Here is an 18,297-nt window from a genome sequence, read left to right on the forward strand (position 1 = left end):
GCTCTTGGAGTTCGCGGAGGCGGCTGGCACAAGGACAAGACTGCCTCACGCGAGTGACTGCTCGTGCACACCCCCCCGGCACGGTGGCGCGGTGGCAGGAGTCACACCGCGGGCCCAGCCACTACGGTGGGGGCGTGACCGAAGCCCCCGACCGCCCCCGTGCCGACCTGCGCCGCACCGCCGAGCGCTACCGCTCCGTCCCGGCCGAGGGCGTCGAGACCAGGCACGCGTTCTCCTTCTCCGGCCACTACGACCCGAAGAACACCCACTTCGGGGCGCTGCTCGCGTGCAACGAGGAACTCCTCGCCCCCGGCGCCGGATTCGAGGAGCACAAGCACCGCGACACCGAGATCCTCACCTGGGTGCTGGAGGGCGCGCTCGCCCACCGCGATTCTTACGGCCACAGCGGGGTGGTCCGACCCGGGATGGTCCAGCACCTCAGCGCCGGTTCCGGGGTCAGCCACACCGAGCGCAACGTCGGCGGCGCCACCGGGCCGGTCCGCTTCGTCCAGATGTGGCTCCAGCCGGACGAGTTCGACGCGCCCCCCGCCTACGGCCTGCGCAAGGTGGAACCGGCGGACGGCGGGTTGACGCTGCTCGCCTCCGGGCTGGAGCGCGACGCCGGGACGGACGCCCTGCGGCTGCGCCGCGGCGACGCCGCGCTCTGGCTGGCCACCGCCGGGCCGTGGCAGCCGCTGCCGCTACTGCCCGGGGCGCCCTGGCGGTACGCCCACCTGACCGCCGGCTCGCTGGGCTACCGGACCGTCCCGGGGCCCAAGGGCGGCGGCCGCTCGATGGTTCCGGGCGACAGCGTGCGGATCACCGGCGAGGCCTTCGCCGACCCGGCGGCGGGGGAGACCGGCGCCGAACTCCTGCTCTGGGAGATGCACTCGCCGGTCTCCTACGGTTAGCGGCTCAGCGCTTCGGGAGTTCTTCGAGCACCGCGTCGGAGAAGGCCGGCCAGGCCTCGACCGCCCACGGCCCGAAGTCCCGGTCGGTGAGCGCGACGCAGGCGGCGCCGGCCCGCGGGTCGACCCACAGGAAGGTGCCGGACTGGCCGAAGTGCCCGAAGGTTCCGGGGGAGTTGGCGGCGCCGGTCCAGTGCGGGCTCTTGCCGTCGCGGATCTCGAAGCCGAGGCCCCAGTCGTTCGGGCGCTGGTGGCCGTAGCCGGGCAGCACGCCGCTGGCGCCGGGGAAGGCGACCTCGCGGGTGGCCTGCCGGAGCGTGGACGGGTCCAGCAGCTTGGGTGCCTGCAGCTCGGCGGCGAACCGGGCGAGGTCGGCGACGGTGGACAGGCCGCCGGCGCCGGCCGGGGACTTGTGCGCGGTGTTGATCAGGGTGTCCGTCATGCCCAGCGGCTCGAACACCGCCTCGGCGGCGTAGCGGGAGAACTCGATCCCGGCGGCCTCGGACAGCATCCGGGCCAGCACGTCGAAGCCCGCGTTGGAGTAGAGCCGGCGGTTGCCGGGCTCGGCGAACACCCGGTGCTCGTCGAAGCCCAGTCCGGAGGTGTGCGCGAGCAGGTGGCGGACGGTCGAGCCGGCCGGACCGGCCGGGTCGTCCAGCTCGAACACGCCCTCCTCGACGGCGACCAGCGCCGCGTACGAGGTGAGCAGCTTGGTCACCGAGGCGAGCGGGAACAGGTGCTGCTGCGGCCCGTGCGCGCCCAGGACCGCGCCGTCCGCCCCCCGGACCACCGCCGCCGCGGCATGGGGCACCGGCCAGTTCTCGATCATCCGCAAGCTCTCCATGGGATCCGACTGTAGTCGCCGGGAAATTCCGCGGAGAAGGTGGTGGTGGAGCCACCCGGGTGTCGGGCTTGCTTGGAGTGCACTCCAACTCGGTAGCGTCGTTCACGTCGTACAGGACAGGGGGAAACGAGCGATGGCCGCACCCGCACGCATCGAGATCGACCTGCGCAGCTGCTCCGAGGTGTTCAGCCGCCCCGTCGGGGATCCGGACCCGAGGCCGAGGCACACCATCAGCGAGGTCGCCGCGGCGAGCGGGCTGACCACCCACACCCTGCGCTGGTACGAGCGGATCGGTCTGCTGGACCCGGTCGACCGGGCGGCGGGCGGCCAGCGCCGCTACTCCGACGCCGATCTGCACCGGCTGGCCTTCCTGGGCCGGCTGCGGCTGACCGGCATGTCGGTGGCGGACATGCTCAAGTACGTGGACATGGCCCGCCAGGGCGAGCAGACCTACGGGGAGCGGCGGCTGCTCCTGGAGGCCCAGCGCGAGGAGGTCCGACAGCGGATCGTGGACCTCCGGGCCACCCTCGCCGTCCTCGACTACAAGATCGATCTCTATGCCGGGAAGGTCGCCGGTGGCGCCGGAATCCCGGCCAAGTGCCAGAACATCCATGGAGAGGAAGAGCAGAGCGCATGACTCAGACCGTCCTTCCCGCCGTCGAACTCGGCACCGGCGGCCCGCTGGTGGGCGTCCAGGGCCTCGGCTGCATGGGCATGAGCGAGTTCTACGGCCCCACCGACACCGGCGAGGCGCTCGCCACCCTGGACGCCGCGCTGGCGACCGGTGTCACCCTCTTCGACACCGCCGACATGTACGGCTCCGGCCGCAACGAGGAGCTGATCGGCCCCTTCGTCCGGGCCAACCGGGACCAGGTGGTGCTCGCCACCAAGTTCTCCATCGTGCGCTCCGAGGAGGACGGCGCGGTCCGCGGCATCAGCAACGACCCGGCGTACATCCGGACCGCGGTGGACGCCTCGCTGCGCCGCCTGGGCACGGACGTGATCGACCTGTACTACATGCACCGCCGCGACCCGGCCGTGCCGCTGGCCGACTCGGTCGGTGCCATGGCCGAGCTGGTGCGGGCCGGCAAGGTGCGCCACCTCGGCCTGTCCGAGGTGACCGGGGCGGAGCTGCGCGAGGCGCACGCGATCCACCCGATCGCCGCGCTCCAGTCCGAGTGGTCGGTGTTCGCCCGCGACGTCGAGCGCACGGCGGTCCCGGCCGCGGCGGAGCTGGGCGTCGCCTTCGTGCCGTACTCGCCGCTCGGGCGGGGCTTCCTGACCGGCGCCTTCCAGGACGCCAAGGAGCTCTCGGTGGACGACTACCGCCGTTCCCACCCGCGCTACACCGGCGACAACGCGGCCGCCAACGGCGAACTGCTGGACCCGCTGCGGAAGATCGCGGCGGCCCGCGGCGTGACGCTCGCCCAGGTCGCACTGGCCTGGGTGCACCAGCGGGCCGAGGTGCACGGGCTGGCCGTCGTGCCGATCCCGGGCACCCGCAGGCGCGGCCGGCTCGCCGAGAACACCGCGGCGGCGACGCTGCGGCTGACCGCCGAGGAGCTGGCGCTGCTGGAGCCGGTGGCCGGCCGGGTGGCGGGGAACCGCTACGCGGACATGAGCTCCACCTCGGCGGCGCGCGAGTAGCGGGACCGGCGGCCCGGGGGGAGCCGGTGCGGGCCCCCGGGCCGCCGGGCCGGTGCCGGGTTCAGACCGTCCGGCCCATCCAGGCGGCCAGCCGGGTGTGCACGTCGGCGTCCTCGGCGACCGGCCGGACGGCGGCGAACGGGACCCCCGGCACCCGCTGTTCGGCCGGCAGCACGAACTCGGCGACGGCCAGCGCGGTCCGCGCCAGGTCGTCGTCCAGGGCGAAGCCGTTGCCGAGGCTCCCGGCGATGTCCCCGGAGTGGGTCACCAGCTCCATCAGGTAGCCGGCCACCGCCGCCGCGCCGGGCACCTCGCCCCAGGGGGCGACGGTCGGGCGGCCGAGCTTGGCGTCGTCCGCCCAGGCGGCGGTGACCCGGGCGCGGGCCCGGCCCAGCGCGGCCGGCCAGCCCTCGTCCGAGGGGTCCTCGACGGCGGCCACGACGTCCTCGGCGCGGCCGCCCTCGCCCATGTACGCGAACCGGTGGATGCCGCCGACCACGTGGTTCAGCAGCTGACGCAGGGTGAACTCGGTACAGGGGGTGGGCCGGTCGAGGTCGGCCGGGGTGATCGTGGCGAACAGCTTCTCCAGCTGGTCGAGGGCGGTCAGGTACTGCGGGCGGGCATCCTGGACGGCGGTCATCGGCGCTCAACTCCCTGGTGTCGGGTGGTCTTTCGGGCTCGGAACGCAATTTCCCAGTAAAACCTGACAACTGCCGTCAGGATTACTGGGATTCTTGGGGCATGAAGGCCGACCGCCTGCTCTCGATCCTGCTGCTGCTCCAGACCCGCGGCCGGGTGTCCGCCACCGAACTCGCCGAGCGGCTGGAGGTGTCCGTCCGCACCATCTACCGCGACGTCGAGTCGCTCTCCGCCGCCGGGGTGCCGGTGTTCACCGAGCGCGGGCGGCACGGCGGCATCGGCCTGCTGCCCGGCTACCGCACCGACGTCACGGGCCTGACCGCGGACGAGGCCAGGGCGCTGTTCGTGCTCTCCGCCCAGGGCGCGCACAGCGACCTCGGGCTGGACGGGGCGCTCGGTTCGGCGCTGCGCAAGGTGATGGCGGCGCTGCCGGCCCCGCACCGGCCGGCCGCCGAGCGGATCAGCGAGCGGATCCTGGTCGACCCGGCCCGCTGGATGCAGACCCCCGGCGCGGTCGGCCCCGCCGCCGGGCCGGACCTGGGCGAGCTGCAGTACGCCGTCTTCGCCGACCGGCGGCTGCGGCTGCGCTACCGGCACGGCGGCACGCCCGCGCCGGTGGAGTACACCGTCGACCCGTACGGGCTGGTGAGCAAGGCGGCGGTCTGGTACCTGGTGGCCGATCTGCACGGCGAGCCGAGGCTGTTCCGGGCCGACCGGGTGCTGGCCGCCGACACCACCGAGGAGACGGTGCGACGCCGGGCCGGGGTCGGGCTCGGTGACGTCTGGGCGGTGCTGCGCGAGCAGGTGGAGCGGCTGCCGAAGGACCTGCCGGTGCGGGTGCGGGTCCGGCGCGGACGGCTGGACATGTTCCTGCGCATCCACGGCGGCCGGGTCACCGCGCCGCCGCCGGAGGCGGGCGCCGGGCCGCCCGAGGAGTGGGCCGAGGTGGCGATGGCCTTCCCGGCCCCGGCGGCCGTCCGGTCGCTGCTGGCCTTCGGCGCGGACGTCGAGGTGCTGGTCCCGCCGGCCGCCCGGCGCGAGCTGGCCAGGGCGGCGGCGGACGCCCTGCGGCTGTACCAGGACCAGCCGTCCTGAGCCCCCGGGGGCGGGCCTCAGGAGCCGGGGTTGGCCCGGACCACGTCCTGGTAGCGGCCGAGCGAGATCGCCGCGAAGTTGCGCAGGCTGTCGGTGCCCTCGGTGAAGTAGCCGTTGTGGCCGGCCGCGCGGGCCGAGGAGATCTGCTCGGAGCCGAAGCCGCTCGCCGCCGGGTCGGCACCGTGGCCGAGTCCGCCGACCTCCAGGAACGGCACGTTGCCGATCCAGTCGCTGGGGTTGCGGGTGGCCCAGACGTGCACGCCGGCGCCCAGTTCGGTGGTGCTCTGCACGCCCATGCCGGGGCTGCCGAAGACCACCAGGTCGGTGATGCCGGAGGTGTCGGACGGCGAGGCCGCCGCGCGCGGGATCTCCGGGGCGGCGGTGCCGCAGACCACCGAGCCGTACGAGTGGCAGAGCAGCGACGGCGGCGCGTCCGGCCGGGTGGTCTCCTTCAGCCCGGAGAGCAGCCGCTCCAGCCGGGGGGCGGCGACGTCGGCGAGCCGGGAGGTGGCGGCGTCCGGGCCGAGGCCGGAGGGGGTGACGTAGCCGGTCCAGGAGATCACGGCGGTCCGGGTGTTCGGCGCCTGGCGCCGTTCCTCGGCGTAGAGGGCGCGGGCCATGCCGGCCGGGGAGCGCAGCGGCTCGGCGGCCTGGTCGTGGTGGCCGAGGTCGGCGTCCGAGCCGGGGACGAGCACGGAGATCCGCTCGGCGTCGGCGAGGTCGCCCCACACCTCACTGACCAGGCCGCGGCCGCGCGGGTCGAAGGCCAGGACCTGCCGGTCGGGGGCGAGCAGGTGCTCGACGTCGTTGGCGCGGGAGACGGCCAGCGCGCGGGTGTCGGAGTCCAGTTCGCGGTCGGCGGCGCGGGCCAGGGCCCGGTCGCGCTCGGCGGCCAGGGCGATCCTGTTGGCGCGGTAGCGCAGGTCCAGCGGGGCGCCGTCGTAGTTGCCGACGACCAGCGGGTACTGCTGGATCAGCCGGTCCAGTTCGGTGGGCGCGAGTGAGGCGAAGAACGCCGCGGCGGCGGCCGGGGTGGTGGTGGCCGGGTCGGGCAGGGAGTGGCCGAAGGAGTGGTCCTGGACCCAGGCGGCGCTGCCGGCCGGAGGCGTGGAGATCGCCAGCTGTTCGGAGGAGACCGCGGCCGCGGCGGCGGCGCCTCCGGCGTCGGCGAGCACCGCGCAGCCGGCGAACGCCCCGATCAGTACCCGCTTCCAGCGCCGACGGTTGCGCACCGCACCAACTCCCTTGGGGCCCGTCACCGTTTCGCGGGCGGTGCCCGGAGGGTGCGATAGCTCTGCTGACTTCCCTGCGCAAGCCTAGGGGGCCCGGAGGGAGGACGGGAACGCCTAAACTGTGGGATGGATCACATGAACCCGGGGTGTCCGCGCTACGTCTCCCAGTGGTTCGGACGGTGGCCCGTGCGGCCGTTCGACAGGGCCCCGTTCAGGCGTCGAACTCGCGTACCAGGCGCTTCGGCGCCGTCCGCCGCCAGGCCTCGGTGACGAGGTCGTGCAGCTCGTCCCGGTCCACCAGGTCCAGCCGGACGCTCACCCAGCCGTGCCGTCCGACGTACGGGGCGGAGGAGAACACCTCGGGTTCGGCGGCGAGCAGTTCGGCCTGGTCCTCGGGGGAGGCCTTGACGGTGACCCGGTCCCCGTCGGGCGCGCCCATCGCGAAGATCCGGCCGCGGACCCGCAGCGTCTCGATGTCCCAGGTCGGCTCCTGGGCGGCTTCCGGCAGGGCCAGCGCCATCGTGCGGAACTCGTCGAACGTCACCATGGCGGCAGGGTAGGGCAGGACACCGACAGCGCGCCGCAGGGGCGCGGACCGATCGGCCCGCGCCCCTGCGGCACGCCGTGCTCCGCCGCCCGGAGCGGCCCGCACCCGGTGGGCCGTCACACCACGCCCAGCGCGTACGCCGCGAAGAGCGCCGCCGCGGCGCCGGCCACCGCCTTGCCGCCCCGGGAGAAGGCCGTCCACGGGCCGTCGAACCGGCGGGTGAACCAGCCGAGCGCCACCAGCACGGCGGCGAACAGCGGCAGCAGCGCCAGCCTGGCGGCCACCCAGCCGAGCGAGTCCGGCGCGGTGGTCAGCCCCGGGACGGCGCCCAGGCCGGCCGCGCCCGGCACGGCGACCGCGAGCATCGCGCTCTGGTGCCAGCAGAAGATGGTCATCGCCGACAGGTTGACCACCACGACCGGCAGCCAGAGCAGCGGACGCCGTGTCAGCAGCCGGCCCAGCCGCTCCCGCAGCAGCACCGCGGCGCCGCACTGGAACGCCGCCAGGGCGAGCACCAGCAGGGACGGCGGGTGCGAGTTGGTGCGCTCGGCCCCGGGCACGCCGACCATGCTGGCCGGGTAGTGGAAGACCAGCAGCAGCGCGGCGAACAGCGCGCCGCCGCCGAGCAGCAGCAACCGGGCCGCCGGGCGGCCGAGCCGGCCCTGCGCCCAGAGCACGCCCAGCTGGTAGCCGAACAGCCAGCCCGGCAGGATGTTCAGCAGCGCGACCCAGGACGGCACCGCCCCGGCCCACGGCCCGTAGCGCAGCAGGTCGACGGCGGCGACCGAGGCCACCAGCAGGCCCGCGGACCAGCCGCCCAGCCGGCGCCCGGCGGCCACGCAGAGCGGGGTGAGCGCGGTCAGCCCCAGGTAGACCCCGATGTACCAGAGCGGCTGCACCACCAGGGTGGCACCGGTGCGCAGGGTGTCCGCGGGGACGCCGAGCGCGGGCAGCAGCGGGATCAGCGCCGCCCAGACGGCCGTCACCCCGAGCACCGGGCGCAGCAGCCGGACGGTACGGGCCCGCAGCCAGCCGCCGTACGTCACGCCCCTGGCCCGGGCCCGCTCCAGTGAGCGGACCGAGGAGTGGCCGCCGACCAGGAAGAACACCCCGAGCATCTGGAGCACCCAGCTGAGCGGGGCGAAGAAGCCGAGGGTGGAGAGCGGGCTGGTGTTGTGCAGGGCGCCGTCGGGGGAGCGGGTGAGGCCGCCGAGCATCCAGTGGCCGACCGGTACGGCGAGCAGGGCGAGGGCGCGCAGCCCGTCCAGGGCGCGGTCGCGGTGGGCCGGGGTCTTCGCGTCGACCCGCGCGGCGGCGCGGCGCAGCGCGGTGAGCGGCCGGGGCGTGCGGGGCCGGGGGGTGCGGGGCTCCGCGGTGCGGGGCCGGGGGGCGAGGGTGCTGGCCATGGTGGTGCTCCTTCCGGTGCGGGCGGTCAGGCGCGGCCGAGCGCGACGGCGGCGTAGGCGGCGAGGGAGGCGGTGCCGGGGGCGAAGTAGCCGTCGTGGCCGCGGGATCCGGTGGCGGGCAGCGGGCGGGCGCCGAAGCCGGGGGCGGTCGGGTCGGCGCCGTGGCCGAGGCCGAACAGCCGGACGTTGGGCACGTCGCCGATCCAGTCGGAGTCGTTGCGGGCGGTGGCCCAGAGCGGGACGCCCGGGTCGAGGTCGGCGGCCGAGCCGATGCCCATGCCGGGCGAGCCGAGCACCACCACGCCGGAGGCCTGCGCGGGGGTGGGGCGGGCCAGGCCGCAGACGACCGAGCCGTAGCTGTGGCAGAACACGGTGGGCGGGGCCTGCGGGCGGGTGGTGACGGCGAGTCCGTCGAGCAGCCGGGTGAGGCGGGGGGCGCCGGCCCGGGCCAGGTCCTCGGTGGCGGCGTCCGGGCCGAGGCCGAGCGGGGTGGTGTAGCCGGCCCAGGCGATCACGGCGGTCCGCCCGTCGGTGGCGTCCAGGAGCGCGCGGGCCATGCCGGCGGGGGTGCCGTACGGGCCGGACGTGCGGTCGAAGCGGAGCAGGTCGATGTCCGAGCCGGGGACGATCACGGCGGTGCGGCGGGCGGTGGCGAGGTCGCCGTACACCTCGGCGACCTGGCCGCGGCCGCGCGGGTCGAAGGCGAGGATCCTCCGGCCGCCGTCCAGCAGGGCGCGGTAGCGCTCGGCGCGGGTGCGGGCGGCCTCGTGGTCCTGCGGGGTGAGGGCGGGGTCGGTGGCCCGGGCGAGTTCGCGGGTGCGCTCGGCGGTCAGGGCCAGGGCGTTGGCCCGGTAGCGGAGGGCGACCGGGGCGCCGTCCAGGTTGCCGACCACCAGCGGGTGCCGGACGGCCAGGGCGTCCTGCGCGGCCGGGGTCAGCTCGGCGAAGAACGCGGCGACGCCGGCCGGGGTGGTGGTGGCCGGGTCGGGCAGCCGCCGGCCGAGCGAGGAGTCGGCCGTCCAGGCGGCGCTGCCGGGCGGCGGGCCGGTGACCGGGGTCTGGGTGTCGGCGGCCCAGCCGCCCGCGCCGAGTACGACCGCCAGCGCCACCGCGGTGGCGGCGATCGCCCGTCCGGCCCGAAACCTGCGCATGTCCTTGCCCTCCCTCGTCCGTTCGGCCGCCGAATCCGTTCGGCGTCCGATGGGGAGGAAGGTAGGAACGCGACGGCCCCGCGGACGTCACACCGCGGGGCCAACTCCCGGGTGCTACCCGGGTATCAGAGGGGTCAGCCGCTACTGACCCGGGGTCACCAGGCCGGACTCGTAGGCCAGGACGACCGCCTGGGCGCGGTCGCGCAGGCCGAGCTTGGCGAGGATGCGCCCGATGTGCGTCTTGACGGTCTGCTCGGCGAGCACCAGCTTGGCGGCTATCTCCTGATTGGACAGGCCGCGGGCGATCAGCTCCAGCACTTCGGTCTCGCGCGGGGTCAGGCCGTTGAGCCGTACCTTGGGGTCGTGGCGCTTGGCCGGGCGGGTGCGGGCGAAGTCCTCGATCAGCCGGCGGGTCACCGAGGGGGCGAGGAGCGCCTCGCCGGCCGCGACCACCCGGACCGCGGCGATCAGGTCGGCCGGCGGGGCGTCCTTGAGCAGGAAGCCGCTGGCCCCGGCGCGCAGCGCCTCGTACACGTAGTCGTCCACGTCGAAGGTGGTCAGCATCAGCACCTTGGGCCGGTGGGCGCCCGGCACGGCCGGGTCGAGCAGCCGCCGGGCCGCCTCCAGGCCGTCCATGACGGGCATCCGGACGTCCATCAGCACCAGGTCCGGGTGGGTGCGGCCGTTGACCTCCAGGGCCTGGGCGCCGTCCGCCGCGTCCCCCACCACGTCGATGTCGCTCTGGGCGTTGAGCAGGGCCGCGAAGCCCGCGCGCACCATGGCCTGGTCGTCGACGATGATCACGCGGATGGTCATGCGGTGGTCTCCCGGGGGGTGTCTGGACGGTCGAGGGGCAGGACGGCGGCCACCTTGAAGCCGCCGTCCGGCAGCGGGCCGGTGTCCAGCCTGCCATCGACCAGCCGGACGCGTTCACGCATTCCGACCAGCCCCTGCCCGGTGCCCTCGGCCGAGGCCTCCAGCGACTCGGTGTGCTCCGGCGGGGGCGCGTTGACCACCGTCACCAGCAGCGCCGGGCCGTCCGCGGTCAGCGACACCCAGGTCCGCGCGCCGGGGGCGTGCCGCACCACGTTGGCCAGCGCCTCCTGCACGATCCGGTACGTGGACAGGCCGACGGCCTGCGGCACCAGGTCCACCAGGTCCGGCTCCACCGTCAGCTCGGCCGGCACCCCGGCCCGGCCCACCGTCTCGACCAGCTGGGCGAGTTGGCCGACCCCGGGCTGCGGTGCCTTCTCCCCGCCGGACTCCTCGCTGCGCAGCACGCCGAGCAGTCGGCGCATCTCGGCCAGCGACTCGCGGGCGGTGCCGGCTATCGCGGTGAACTCCTCGGCGGCCTCGTCCGGCACCCCGGTGATCCGGTACGGCGCGCTGGCCGCCTGCACCGCGATGACCGACATGTGGTGCGCCACCACGTCGTGCAACTCCCGTGCGATCCGGGCGCGTTCCTCCAGCAGGGTGCGGCGTTCGCGTTCGGCCTCGCTGATGTGCTCCTGCTCGGTGAGCAGCCGGCGGGCCACGGCGCGGTCCCGGACGGCCCAGCCGAGCAGCAGCGCGGCGCCGCTGAGTGCGATCAGCAGCACGGTGGTGCCGTCGCCGGAGCGGGGCAGGCCGAGGGTGGTGGTGAGCGCGGTGAGCAGGACGGTGGCCACCCAGACCGAGACCACGGTGGCCCGGCTCTCCCGCAGCGCGAGCGCGAGCAGCAGGAAGACGTAGGCGATGATCATCGGGGCCGTCCACGGCCAACTGCCCATCAGCTGGTGGTGGCGGGCGGTGATACTGGCGGTGGCGACCATGGCGGCGGCGCTGATCCACCAGGCGGTCAGCGGCCGGGTGACGGCGAGGAACAGCGGCGTGGTCTGGGCGATGGTGAGCGCGGCGGCCACCGGCAGCACCAGGTCGTAGAAACTGACCAGGTTGGCGATCCCGGTGGGGATCAGCGAGCCCTGCAGGGCGATCACGACGATGTACGGCAGTCGGCGCACCCAGCGCCGCCGGGAGTCGCCGAGCAGCGGGGTCTCGTCCTCGCTCGGGGTGGTCAGGTGGTGCCGCAGGGCGCGCAGTTGGCGCAGTGCGAACGCGCGGGCGTCGGCTTTGGTGGGCGTTTTCATCGTGGGCCAGCCTAGGAGGGCGGGCCGTGCGGGTCGTCGCACTGGAGCGCGAACTTCCGCGGGGCTACCGGGGTACCGGGTGATACCCCGGTATGACCCGGGTGCTACGCGGGTGCGGCGCCGGGTGCTACGCGGGGCCGCGCCAGTGGCCGGCCAGGGCCGGGCCGAGCTGGTCGAAGTAGCGCTCGATCACCGCGACCATGCCCTCGGGGCCGGCCGGTGCGTGCTCGGCGCTCCAGGACAGGTGGGCCGCGCGCAGCAGGCTGCCGAAGACGGCGGCGAGCACGGCGGGGCGCAGGTCCTCGGCCGGGTCCAGGCCCTCGCGTTCGGCGAGCACCTGGACCACCAGGCGCTCCTGTTCGGTGACCCGGCGCAGGTGGGCGGCGAGCAGCGGGGGCGTCTCCTCGATCATCCGCATGAGCTCCAGGGCGCTGTGGATCGAACCGGGGCCGGCGGACTCCTCGCTGCCGAGGTCGCGCCAGGCCTTGACGATCGCGGCGCGCAGGGCCTGGAGCGGGGCCTCCTCGGCCGGGCGGTGGCGCAGGCACTCGATGAAGTAGTCCTCGGCCACGGCCATCACGGCGAGCGCGACCTCGTCCTTGTTGGCGAAGTAGCGGAAGAAGGTGCGCTGGGAGACGTCGACGGCGGAGGCGATCTCGTCGACGGTCGTGTGGGCGAAGCCCTGCCTGAGGAAGAGCAGGTGGGCGGCCTGGATCAGGGCGTAGCGGGTCTGCTGCTTCTTGCGCTCGCGCAGGCCCGGCGCGCGTTCGGGGCCCGCCGGGGTGCCGGTGGTGCGGGGGGTGTGAGCGGCCATGGCGGGGGCCTTCCGGAGCGCTGGGGTGTGGCGGGTGGGACCACAACTTTAGCGCTCTGACAAATGGCAGTGATGGTCAGAAGTCACTGTTTGCCGAATGTCAGAGGCTGACATAATCTGCCGGGGTGGCGCCCGTCGGGCCGGGGCACCTGTGGGGACGGGTGGGCCGGGGCGCCACGCCCATGTCCCGCACCGAGCCACGCCCCCGGAGGGCCCAGATGAGTCAGTCCGTCGTGAAGAACTCCGAGGCGGACGCGCCGCCGAACCCACCGTCGGGGGGCGGTCTCAAGGGACACCCCTGGCTGACCCTGCTGACCGTCGCGGTCGGCGTCATGATGGTCGCGCTGGACGGCACGATCGTCGCCATCGCCAACCCGGTGATCCAGGAGAAGCTGCACGCGGCGCCCTCCGAGATCCAGTGGGTCACCAGTGGCTACCTGCTGGCCCTGGCGGTCTTCCTGATCACCGCCGGCAAGATCGGTGACCGCTTCGGCCACAAGTCCACCTTCCTGGTCGGCGCGGCGGGCTTCGCCGTCACCTCGGCCGCGATCGGCTTCGCCGGCAACATCCAGACCGTGATCGCCTTCCGGGTGCTCCAGGGCCTGTTCGGCGCGCTGCTCCAGCCGGCCGCGCTGGGCCTGCTGCGCGGGGCCTTCCCGGCCGAGAAGCTCAACATGGCGATCGGCATCTGGGGCGGCGTGATCGGCGCCTCCACCGCGGCCGGACCGATCGTCGGCGGCCTGCTGGTCGAGCACGTCAACTGGGAATCGGTGTTCTTCATCAACATCCCGGTCGGCCTGGTCGCGCTGGCGCTGGGCGTGTGGATCCTCAAGGACGTCCGGGCCGAGAACGCCGCCAAGTCCTTCGACCTGCCCGGCATCGCGCTGCTCTCGGTGGGCATGTTCGCGCTGGTCTTCGGCATCATCAAGGCCCCCGAGTGGGGCTGGGGCGACGGGCGGACACTGCTGTTCCTGATCGGCGCGGTGGTCCTGATGGTGCTGTTCGCGCTCTGGCAGGGCAAGGCCCGCGAGCCGCTGATCCCGCTCGGCCTGTTCCGCTCGGTGCCGCTGTCGGCGGGCGTCCTGCTGATGGTGCTGATGGCCTTCGCGTTCTTCGGTGCGATCTTCTTCGTGACCTTCTACCTCCAGAACGTGCACGGGATGAAGCCGGTCGAGGCCGGCGTCCACCTGCTGCCGATGACCGGCATGATGATCATCGGCTCGCCGCTGGCCGGCCTGGCGATCGGCAAGCTGGGCCCGCGCATCCCGATCGTGGCCGGCATGCTGATCACCACCACCGCGATGTTCGGCATGTCCACCCTGGACACCGGCTCCGGCAACGGCGTGATGTCGCTCTGGTTCGTCCTGATGGGCCTGGGCATCAGCCCGGTCATGGTCGGCGCCACCGAGGTGATCGTCGGCAACGCCCCGCTGGAGCTGTCCGGCGTGGCCGGCGGCCTCCAGCAGGCCGCGATGCAGGTCGGCGGCAGCCTCGGCACCGCGGTGCTGGGCGCGCTGATGGCCGCCAAGGTCGGCGACGTCCTGCCGGGCAACTGGGCCAAGGCCGGTCTGCCGCCGGTGGAGGGCGAGGCGGGCGAGGGCCTCAAGCAGGCCGCCCAGCTGGGCATCGCCCCGCCGGCCCCGGCCGGCACCCCGCAGCAGGCGGTGGACGCGATGGCCGGCGCCGTCCACGAGTCCTTCGTCAGCGGCATGTCGCTGGCCTTCGCGGTGGCCGCCGTGGTGGCCTTCGGCGCCGCCGTGCTCGGCCTGCTCACCCGCCGCGGCGCCACCGACGCGGGCCCGGCCGTGCACATCTGACCGGCCCCGCCGCGCCACGGCCCCGGACTCGTCGGAGTCCGGGGCCGTCCTGCTGTTCCGGGGACCGAACGGAGGGCCGCGCCACGGCGAACGCCGAAGGGCCGGACCCCCGACGGGAGTCCGGCCCCTCAGTGCCTACGGGCTGATCAGGCCTCGCCGCCGGCGGCACCCGGGTCGGCCGCGGCCACGTCCAGCAGCTGGTAGCGGTCGATCGCGTCCTTCAGCGCCGAGCGGTCGATCTTGCCCTGCTTGGCGAGCTCGGTGAGCACCCCCAGGACGACCGACTGCGCGTCGATGTGGAAGAAGCGACGGGCCGCGCCACGGGTGTCGGCGAAGCCGAAGCCGTCGGCGCCCAGCGACTGGTACTGACCCGGCACCCAGCGGGCGATCTGGTCCGGCACCGCGCGCATCCAGTCGGACACCGCGACGACCGGGCCCTCGGCGCCCTGGAGCTTCTGGGTGACGTACGGCACGCGCTGCTGCTCCTCGGGGTGCAGCAGGTTGAACTCCTCGGCCTCCACCGCGTCGCGGCGCAGCTCGTTCCAGGAGGTCGCGGACCAGACGTCGGCCTTGACGTTCCACTCCTCGGCGAGGATGCGCTGGGCCTCCAGGGCCCACGGCACGGCCACGCCGGAGGCGAGGATCTGGGCAGGGATCTGGCCGGCGGTGCCCGGCGCGTACTTGTGCAGACCCTTGAGGATGCCCTCGACGTCCACGTTCTCGGGCTCGGCCGGCATCTTGATCGGCTCGTTGTAGACGGTCATGTAGTAGAACACGTCCTCGCCGTGCGGGTGCTCGGCGCTGGAGCCGTACATCCGCCGCAGACCGTCCTGGACGATGTGCGCGATCTCGAAGCCGTACGCCGGGTCGTACGCGACGACACCCGGGTTGGTCGAGGCCAGCAGGTGCGAGTGGCCGTCGGCGTGCTGCAGGCCCTCACCGGTCAGCGTGGTGCGGCCGGCGGTGGCGCCGATCACGAAGCCGCGGGCCAGCTGGTCGGCCATCTGCCAGAACTGGTCGCCGGTGCGCTGGAACCCGAACATCGAGTAGAAGACGTACACCGGGATCAGCGGCTCGCCGTGGGTGGCGTAGGACGAGCCGGCGGCGATCAGCGAGGCGGTGCAGCCCGCCTCGGAGATGCCGTCGTGCAGCATCTGGCCGGTCGGCGACTCCTTGTAGGCGAGGAGGAGGTCCCGGTCGACCGACTCGTAGGTCTGGCCGAGCGGGTTGTAGATCTTCGCCGACGGGAAGAGCGAGTCCATGCCGAAGGTGCGGTACTCGTCCGGCGCGATCGGCACGAAGCGGTTGCCGATGCCCTTGTCCCGCATGAGGTCCTTGAGCACCCGGACGAACGCCATGGTGGTGGCGATGGTCTGGTTGCCGGAACCCTTCTTGACCGCCTTGTACGCGTCGTCGCCGGGCAGCTCCAGCTTCCGCGGGCGGACCTTGCGGGTCGGCACGTAGCCGCCCAGCTCCTCCCGGCGGTCGTGCATGTACTGGATCTCCTCCGAGTCGCGACCCGGGTGGTAGTAGGGCGGGTAGCCCTCCTCCAGCTGCTTGTCGGTGATCGGCAGGTGCAGCCGGTCGCGGAAGCGCTTCAGGTCCTCGACCGTCAGCTTCTTCATCTGGTGGGTGGCGTTGCGGCCCTCGAAGTTGGGGCCCAGCGTCCAGCCCTTGACCGTCTGGGCGAGGATGACCGTCGGCTGGCCCTTGTGCTCGCGGGCCGCCTTGAACGCCGCGTAGATCTTCTTGTGGTCGTGGCCGCCGCGACCCAGGTGCTGGATCTGCTGGTCGGTCATGTTCTCGACCATGGCGCGCAGGCGCAGGTCGCCGCCGAAGAAGTGCTCGCGGATGTACTGGCCGGTCTCGGTGGCGTAGGTCTGGAACTGGCCGTCCACCGTGGTGTTCAGCTTGTTGACCAGGACGCCGTCGCGGTCCTGCGCGAGCAGCGGGTCCCAGCTGCGGTCCCAGACCAGCTTGATCACGTTCCAGCCGGCGCCCCGGAACTGGGACTCCAGCTCCTGGATGATCTTGCCGTTGCCGCGGACCGGGCCGTCCAGGCGCTGCAGGTTGCAGTTGACCACGAAGGTCAGGTTGTCCAGGCCCTCGCGGGCGGCCAGCGACAGCTGGCCGAGCGACTCGGGCTCGTCCATCTCGCCGTCGCCGAGGAAGGCGTAGACCTGCGAGTCGGAGGTGTCCTTGATCCCGCGGTGCTCCAGGTAGCGGTTCATCCGGGCCTGGTAGATCGCGCCGAGCGGGCCGAGGCCCATCGAGACGGTCGGGAACTCCCAGAAGTCCGGCATCAGCCGCGGGTGCGGGTAGCTGGAGAGGCCGTACGGGGCCTTCGACTTCTCCTGGCGGAACGCGTCGAGCTGCTGCTCGGTGAGCCGGTCCAGCAGGAAGGCGCGGGCGTAGATGCCGGGGGAGGCGTGGCCCTGGAAGAAGACCTGGTCGCCGGACTCGCCCTCGCCGTCCTTGCCGCGGAAGAAGTAGTTGAAGCCGACGTCGTACAGAGACGCGGAGGAGGCGAAGGTGGCGATGTGGCCACCGACGCCGATGCCCGGGCGCTGCGCCCGGGAGACCATGACGGCCGCGTTCCACCGGGTCGCGTTGAGGATCTTCCGCTCGATCTCCTCGTTGCCGGGGAAGAACGGTTCGTCCTTGGTCGCGATGGTGTTGACGTAGTCCGTGCTGCGCATCTCGGGCACGGCGACACGCTTCTCGCGGGCGCGCTCGATCAGCCGCAGCATCAGGTAACGGGCACGCTCACGCCCCCGCTCGTCGATGGCCGCATCGAGCGACTCCAGCCATTCCGCGGTCTCCTCGGGATCGAAGTCCGGGACCTGACTCGGAAGGCCGCCAATGATGATCGGGTTGCGATCGGATCCGGAAGCCACGCTGTTCCTTCACTGTCGGTCGAAACTGAGGTGTGTCGCGCCGCCTCCATCGTGCTACCGCGCTCGGAGATCCGTCATCTCTACCGATCGGTAACCGGTCCGCCCGGCGGGCGGCCCGGTCTGGCGGCGTGCGGTGCGGGCGTCTTCGTCCGCTCCGCACACCCCCGGGTGTTACGAAAAGAGGTGGTCCGACCTGGTGTCCCGTCCGCCCGATGGCGGGCGGCCGGGGTGAGGGCCAACAGGAGACTCTACGCCCGCGCACGCGCGGACCCGAATGCCGTTCGCATCTCGGGCGTGCGTACGGCCTGTGGGCCGGGACCACCCGAAGCATCCTTGGACCATGCAGAAAAGGGCAAATCGGTGTGATTCCCGCCACCTCGCGCGGCGTGTCCCCCTGCGACACGTCAACCTTTGGAGGGGATCGGGGGTCGGGTACTTGCGCGAACCGCCGCGCCCGTGTGGACTACGGCCACAGCCTCGGCATGGATGCCGGGCCGAATACTGGAGGTTATTCCCGTGAGCGCGACCGCGGACCCCGCGGACAAGTCCAACCCGGCGACCCGTCTCGGCTTCGAAGAGGGCCAGATCATCCAGGAGCTGGGGTACGACGACGACACTGACCAGGAGCTCCGCGAGGGAATCGAGGAGCTCATCGGGACGGATCTCGTCGACGAGGACTACGACGACGTCGCCGACGCCGTTCTGCTGTGGCACCGCGACGACGACGGGGACCTCACCGACGCCCTCGTCGACGCGCTGGAGTACCTCGCTGAAGGCGGCCTGATCTGGCTGATGACGCCCAAGACCGGGCGGGACGGCCACATCGAGGCCTCCGACATCAGCGACGCGGCCAAGACCGCGGGCCTCTCCCAGACCAGCTCGATCAACATCGTCAAGGACTGGGCGGCCACCAGGCTCGCGACCAAGTCCACGGCGAAGGGCGCCAAGCGCTGAGTGGTCTCTGAAGCACATCGGGCGGGCCCCGCCGGAGGAATCCCTCCGGCGGGGCCCGCCGCATGTGCGCCGCCGCGGAGGCCGGTTCCGGGCCCCGCGCCGGCGCCCCGGGCCCGCCCGCCGGGGCGTTCGCGGACGGCGAACGCGGCGGGCCGCGGCCACCCGCCTCATCCGTTCGGCGCAACGGCCGTAAACGAATGCGAGGATGTGGCCCGCCGCG

The 18,297-nt window shown here is 73.5% G+C and carries 16 protein-coding genes; 6 read left to right on the forward strand and 10 right to left on the reverse strand.

Features of this window, described 5'->3' with window-relative positions:
* Positions 1-134 precede the first annotated feature (134 nt).
* Positions 135-911, forward strand: a complete 777-nt coding sequence (locus ACZ6EM_RS09755) for a pirin family protein (protein ID WP_452177040.1) — start codon at positions 135-137, stop codon at positions 909-911.
* Positions 912-915: 4 nt separating this feature from the next.
* Here the strand turns inward: ACZ6EM_RS09755 and ACZ6EM_RS09760 are convergent, their stop codons facing one another.
* The gene (locus ACZ6EM_RS09760) at positions 916-1,752 is read right to left on the reverse strand and encodes a serine hydrolase domain-containing protein (protein ID WP_465772181.1); all 837 of its coding nucleotides are present in this window, start codon (positions 1,750-1,752) and stop codon (positions 916-918) included.
* A 133-nt stretch (positions 1,753-1,885) separates the two neighbouring features.
* On the opposite strand from ACZ6EM_RS09760, the gene ACZ6EM_RS09765 reads away from it, so the two are divergent.
* Complete coding sequence (locus tag ACZ6EM_RS09765; RefSeq protein ID WP_452177038.1) at positions 1,886-2,389, forward strand: MerR family transcriptional regulator; 504 nt, start codon at positions 1,886-1,888, stop codon at positions 2,387-2,389.
* Positions 2,386-3,399, forward strand: coding sequence for an aldo/keto reductase (locus ACZ6EM_RS09770; RefSeq protein ID WP_401049047.1), 1,014 nt, complete (start codon positions 2,386-2,388; stop codon positions 3,397-3,399). Before ACZ6EM_RS09765 ends, ACZ6EM_RS09770 begins: the two co-directional genes overlap by 4 nt.
* A 61-nt stretch (positions 3,400-3,460) precedes the next feature.
* Here ACZ6EM_RS09770 and ACZ6EM_RS09775 read toward each other — a convergent pair whose 3' ends face one another.
* Entirely contained in the window at positions 3,461-4,039 is a 579-nt protein-coding gene (locus ACZ6EM_RS09775; RefSeq protein WP_380358830.1) for a TIGR03086 family metal-binding protein, read from the reverse strand.
* Positions 4,040-4,140: 101 nt separating this feature from the next.
* Between ACZ6EM_RS09775 and ACZ6EM_RS09780 the strand changes: the two genes are divergently transcribed.
* On the forward strand, positions 4,141-5,133 hold the full coding sequence (locus ACZ6EM_RS09780) for a helix-turn-helix transcriptional regulator (protein WP_401055964.1): 993 nt from the start codon (positions 4,141-4,143) through the stop codon (positions 5,131-5,133).
* 17 nt (positions 5,134-5,150) lie between these two features.
* Here ACZ6EM_RS09780 and ACZ6EM_RS09785 read toward each other — a convergent pair whose 3' ends face one another.
* The 7 genes from ACZ6EM_RS09785 to ACZ6EM_RS09815 form a co-directional block, all read right to left on the reverse strand.
* Entirely contained in the window at positions 5,151-6,365 is a 1,215-nt protein-coding gene (locus tag ACZ6EM_RS09785; RefSeq protein WP_465772182.1) for an alpha/beta hydrolase, read from the reverse strand.
* A gap of 211 nt (positions 6,366-6,576) precedes the next feature.
* Positions 6,577-6,912, reverse strand: a complete 336-nt coding sequence (locus ACZ6EM_RS09790; protein WP_380358825.1) for an MmcQ/YjbR family DNA-binding protein — start codon at positions 6,910-6,912, stop codon at positions 6,577-6,579.
* Positions 6,913-7,028: 116 nt separating this feature from the next.
* A complete protein-coding gene (locus tag ACZ6EM_RS09795) occupies positions 7,029-8,318 on the reverse strand; it encodes an acyltransferase family protein (protein ID WP_452180677.1) in 1,290 nt (429 codons plus the stop codon).
* A gap of 26 nt (positions 8,319-8,344) precedes the next feature.
* Positions 8,345-9,469 carry an alpha/beta hydrolase gene (locus ACZ6EM_RS09800; protein WP_465772183.1) on the reverse strand — a complete coding sequence of 375 codons (1,125 nt, stop codon included), beginning with the start codon at positions 9,467-9,469 and terminating at the stop codon, positions 8,345-8,347.
* 141 nt (positions 9,470-9,610) lie between these two features.
* Complete coding sequence (locus ACZ6EM_RS09805) at positions 9,611-10,285, reverse strand: response regulator transcription factor (RefSeq protein WP_359913052.1); 675 nt, start codon at positions 10,283-10,285, stop codon at positions 9,611-9,613.
* Complete coding sequence (locus tag ACZ6EM_RS09810; RefSeq protein ID WP_401055547.1) at positions 10,282-11,595, reverse strand: sensor histidine kinase; 1,314 nt, start codon at positions 11,593-11,595, stop codon at positions 10,282-10,284. Before ACZ6EM_RS09810 ends, ACZ6EM_RS09805 begins: the two co-directional genes overlap by 4 nt.
* Positions 11,596-11,722: 127 nt before the next feature.
* Positions 11,723-12,409: a TetR/AcrR family transcriptional regulator gene (locus tag ACZ6EM_RS09815; RefSeq protein WP_465772184.1), complete on the reverse strand. Its 687-nt coding sequence runs from the start codon at positions 12,407-12,409 to the stop codon at positions 11,723-11,725.
* Between the two features lie 218 nt (positions 12,410-12,627).
* Between ACZ6EM_RS09815 and ACZ6EM_RS09820 the strand changes: the two genes are divergently transcribed.
* Positions 12,628-14,226 carry an MFS transporter gene (locus tag ACZ6EM_RS09820; protein ID WP_452180674.1) on the forward strand — a complete coding sequence of 533 codons (1,599 nt, stop codon included), beginning with the start codon at positions 12,628-12,630 and terminating at the stop codon, positions 14,224-14,226.
* Positions 14,227-14,372: 146 nt separating this feature from the next.
* Here ACZ6EM_RS09820 and aceE read toward each other — a convergent pair whose 3' ends face one another.
* A complete protein-coding gene (gene aceE / locus ACZ6EM_RS09825) occupies positions 14,373-17,123 on the reverse strand; it encodes a pyruvate dehydrogenase (acetyl-transferring), homodimeric type (protein WP_359913040.1) in 2,751 nt (916 codons plus the stop codon).
* A 516-nt stretch (positions 17,124-17,639) separates the two neighbouring features.
* On the opposite strand from aceE, the gene ACZ6EM_RS09830 reads away from it, so the two are divergent.
* On the forward strand, positions 17,640-18,077 hold the full coding sequence (locus tag ACZ6EM_RS09830) for a DUF3052 domain-containing protein (protein WP_359913037.1): 438 nt from the start codon (positions 17,640-17,642) through the stop codon (positions 18,075-18,077).
* Positions 18,078-18,297: the final 220 nt, after the last annotated feature.

The sequence above is a fragment of the Kitasatospora sp. NPDC041917 genome, from assembly GCF_055589745.1.